The sequence below is a fragment of the Collinsella sp. AF19-1LB genome (genome assembly GCF_003459655.1).
In the GTDB taxonomy this organism is placed as follows: Bacteria; Actinomycetota; Coriobacteriia; order Coriobacteriales; family Coriobacteriaceae; genus Collinsella.
This window is the reverse complement of record NZ_QRWO01000055.1, coordinates 1-3,957: the sequence shown is the minus strand read 5'-3', so window position 1 is coordinate 3,957 and position 3,957 is coordinate 1. Positions and strand designations below refer to the sequence as shown.

The 3,957-nt window shown below is 58.2% G+C and carries 3 protein-coding genes; 2 read left to right on the top strand and 1 reads right to left on the bottom strand.

What is annotated here, in order from left to right; translation table 11 throughout:
* Positions 1–114 precede the first annotated feature (114 nt).
* A complete protein-coding gene (locus DWX39_RS10605) occupies positions 115–1,305 on the top strand; it encodes a pyridoxal phosphate-dependent aminotransferase (protein ID WP_117759914.1) in 1,191 nt (396 codons plus the stop codon).
* A 159-nt stretch (positions 1,306–1,464) separates the two neighbouring features.
* Positions 1,465–2,286 carry a phosphatase gene (locus tag DWX39_RS10600; RefSeq protein ID WP_117646330.1) on the top strand — a complete coding sequence of 274 codons (822 nt, stop codon included), beginning with the start codon at positions 1,465–1,467 and terminating at the stop codon, positions 2,284–2,286.
* Between the two features lie 78 nt (positions 2,287–2,364).
* Here the strand turns inward: DWX39_RS10600 and rlmD are convergent, their stop codons facing one another.
* On the bottom strand, positions 2,365–3,813 hold the full coding sequence (rlmD, locus tag DWX39_RS10595) for a 23S rRNA (uracil(1939)-C(5))-methyltransferase RlmD (RefSeq protein WP_117759912.1): 1,449 nt from the start codon (positions 3,811–3,813) through the stop codon (positions 2,365–2,367).
* Between the last annotated feature and the right edge of the window lie 144 nt (positions 3,814–3,957).

The following is a 3,957-nucleotide window of genomic DNA, read 5'->3' as shown; positions in this document are numbered from 1 at the left end:
TAATAAAGAAGGCCAAGATTCGGGACGCAGTTCAATTTAAGTCTGTCCCCAATCAACATTGTGGCGCTCTAGTTGGCTAAAGCGTACAATAGCGCCTATGCGAAAGGGGAACAGATGATCAACGAAACTATGTATGCTCGCGGTGCGGAAAGCTCCATCATCCGTGAGATCTTTAGCTATGGCCTTGAGCGCAAGGCACAGATCGGCGCGGAGAACGTATTCGATTTTTCGCTGGGTAACCCGAGCGTTCCGGCACCTGCCGCCGTGGCTGAGTCCATTAAGAAGGCCTTGGAGCTGCCGAGCGACCAGCTGCATGGATACACGCCTGCGCCGGGTCTGCCGCAATGTCGAGCAGCCGTCGCCGACTCGCTCAACCGTCGCTTTGGCACGAGCTATGAGGGCAAGGACGTCTTTATGACGGTGGGTGCCGCGGCTTCGCTCACCTGCACGCTCAATGCCGTTACGAACCCGGGCGATGAGGTTGTTGTTATCGCCCCGTACTTTCCGGAGTATCGCGTGTGGATTGAGAAGGCCGGCTGCACGTGTGTTGAGGCGCTCGCCGATGAAGATACGTTCCAGCTGAGCGTGGATAACGTGCTCAAGGCGATTACCGATAAGACCGCTGCCGTCATTATCGACTCACCCAACAACCCGACCGGTGCAGTGTATACGCGCGATACACTGACGCGACTGGCCAATGTTTTACGCGAGGTCAACGCCAAGCGCGATTCCGAGAACCCAATCACGCTCATCTCTGATGAGCCGTACCGCGAGATCGTGTACGGTGCCGGGGTGCCTTGGGTGCCCTCGATCTACGAGAACACCGTGGTGTGCTACTCGTATTCCAAGTCGCTTTCGCTGCCGGGCGAGCGCGTGGGCTGGATTTTGGTTCCCAATACCAATCCGCAGGCTGCTCGCCTGATGCCGGCCGTTGCCGGTGCCGCCCGCACGCTGGGCTTCGTGTGCACACCGGCCCTCTTCCAGCGTGTAATCATCGACTGCATTGATGAACCGAGCGATGTCGAGGCCTATGCGCGCAACCGCACCGCGCTTACCGATGCACTAGCGGAGTACGGCTACACCTATGTTGAGCCGGATGGTGCATTCTACTTGTGGGTGAAGGCGCTGGAGCCCGATGCGAATGCGTTCTGCGAGTGCGCGAAGAAGTACGAACTGCTCGCGGTGCCTTCGGATAGTTTTGGCATGCCGGGCTGGTTCCGCCTTGGCTACTGTGTGAGCTACGAGACAATCGTCAACTCGCTGCCTGCCTGGAAGCAGCTGGCCGACGAATATCGTCGAAAGTAAAGCGCTCTGCTTACAATGTTTTACGTGAAACGGGGTTTGGTTTTAAGCCAGACCCCGTTGTCTATGCCGTTGTGTGATTGGGATGAAGCAGTTTTACGACTGCCGAAAGCTATGCGTACAATGAATATACGCGACGGCCATACTGGACAAGGAGACCCGATGCCCTACCTTCTTTCTTGTGATATTCATACTCATACGATGTTCTCTGCGCATGCGTACTCAACCATCGAGGAGAACATCTATTGGGCGGCAGAGCGCGGCCTTCAGGTGCTCGGTTCCGCCGATCATTTAAGCTCGATGGTTACGCCTTGTCCCAATGACCTGCGCAGTTTCCAATTCTTTATTAACCAGGATATCTGGCCGCGCATTTGGAGCGGCGTGCTGGTGCTGCGTGGTGCCGAGGCCGATATCGTTTCGCTGGATGGAGGCCTGTTTGGCGAGGACATTCCCGTTTCGCTCGATATTGCCGGCGATTCGTACAGTCACCAGCATTCGCTGTTCGATTTGGTGACGCGTAATTTGGATTATTTGGTGGCAAGCGTGCATAACCCGCAGTTTGCCGAAGGCGCGACGCTCGCCCAGACAACCGAGATGTACATCAATGCCCTGGATCACCCCAAGGTGTTCATGCTGGGGCATACGGGGCGCTCGGGCGTGCCGTTCGATATCGATGAGGTGCTGCTGGCGGCCAAGGCCAAGCACAAGATTATCGAGATCAACAACCATAGTCTTGAACACGGTGTCGACACTGAGCATTGGGCCGTATGCCGCAAGATCGCCGAGCGCTGCGCCGAGCTGGGCGTGGGTATTGGCGTGTCGACCGATGCCCACATTGGCATGGCCATTGGCAAACTCGATCACGCGCGCAAGATGCTTGACGAGATTCACTTCCCGCTGGATTTGATCGTGACGCGCGACCGCGAGACGCTGCTGCGCGAGATGGCGGCAGCCGGCGTGTGCGACCTGCGCAAGGGGATGTAACGAGACTCATATGCCCAACGAAAGGGGGCGGTTCAAACGGGCCGCCCCCTTCTTGTCCCAAAAATCTACCGGTGTTGGTTAGCGGCGCTCGAGGACCGCGACGGTCTCGGTGTGGTCGGTATGGGGGAACATGTCGACGGGCGTGATCTTGAGCAGGCGATAGCCTCCGTCGAGAAGCTGGTGCAGGTCGCGCTCTTGGGTCACGGGGTTGCAGCTGATATAGGTGATGCGGCGCGGCTTGAGTGCGCAGGCGGCTTCGAGGAACTCGGGGGTGGAGCCGGCGCGCGGCGGGTCGATGGAAAGGACATCGATCCGCTCGTTGTTGTCGGCGGCGTCCAGGATGTAATCGGTGGCGTCGTCGGCCATAAACCAAGCGCTGCGGGTGAGGCCGTTGAGCTCGGCATTGCGACGTGCGTCGGCAATGCCCGCCGGGTTGCGCTCCACGCCGAGCAGCATAATGCCGATGCCCTTGTCCTGGACATCCTTCGCGGCGCACAGGCCGATGGTTCCGCTGCCGCAGTAAGCGTCCATAAGAATGTCACCCTGCTGCAGGTCCATGCCGTCAATGGCAAGTCGATAGAGCAGCTCGGTTTGCTGCGGATTGGTCTGATAGAACGCGGTAGGGGAGATGTCGAATTCACAACCGAGCAGCTGGTCGCGCATGCATTCGGCGCCATAGACGATACGGGTCTCCTCGCTCAAGATGGCATTTCCGGGGCGACCGTTGATGTTCTGAGCGACGGTGACGATATGCGGATCAAGCGCCGCGACGGCTTCAAAGAACTCCTGCGCATGCGGCAGGTCGCGTTGAGCGGTCACGAGGGTGACCATAATCTGGTCGGTGCGCCAGCCGCAGCGAACGACGACATAGCGAAGCAGCCCCAGATGCTTGTCTTCGTTAAAGGCGGGAATATGCAGACGTTCGGCCTCGCGAGCGATGCCGTTGAGAATCTGACGAGCGCCCGGCGCCTCGACAGGGCATTCAGGAACAGCAACGATTCTGTGTGTCCCACGTTCAAAAAAGCCGCAGCGGACAGCGCCCCCTTTGCCGGGAGCAAACGGAGTGGCAGCCTTATGACGAAAACCACGCGGCGCAGGATATTTGCCCGGGTCTCCCAGGGTGACTCCCATACCGCGAATGGGGTCGACGCTAATGCCCTCGCGCTCGCAGAGCTCAGCAAACAGCTCCTCCATAGCAGCCTGTTTGGCCGCCAACTGCTTCTTATAAGGACGATTGAGCGCCGTGCACCCACCGCAAGCTTTCATGATCGAACAGGGAGACTTGGAGTCCACAACCTTACGCGCAGACGAAACCGGATCTTTATGCGAGCGCTTGGAGCGAGTCTGAGATGCCTTATCCTCGCTCCGACGAGAACTGGGGCGCTTGGCCTTAGCCTTGCCCTTGGCCGACTTACCCTTCGCATCCTGAGACGACTTGGATTTCGTAGAAGATTTTTTCTCCTCCGACCCCTCAGCCGCCTCGATCAAAGCACGACGAGCCTTACGCTCCGCACGAGATTCTGCCATCAATAACTCCACTAATTCATGAATTAAAAGCTGCAAGCATTGTACCGTGCCAAGCTAGTGGACGATATGCAAGCGGCCATTTCATGTCAGCGATAAGTCCAACGACGTTTGCCCGGCGCGGGCGGGGAGCGGCGCGGAATTAAG

Bases quoted from the DNA above. Each gene is read 5' to 3' on its own strand.
- rlmD (WP_117759912.1), bottom strand. From the start codon at position 3,813: ATGGCAGAATCTCGTGCGGAGCGTAAGGCTCGTCGTGCTTTGATCGAG.
- DWX39_RS10600 (WP_117646330.1), top strand. From the start codon at position 1,465: ATGCCCTACCTTCTTTCTTGTGATATTCATACTCATACGATGTTCTCT.
- DWX39_RS10605 (WP_117759914.1), top strand. From the start codon at position 115: ATGATCAACGAAACTATGTATGCTCGCGGTGCGGAAAGCTCCATCATC.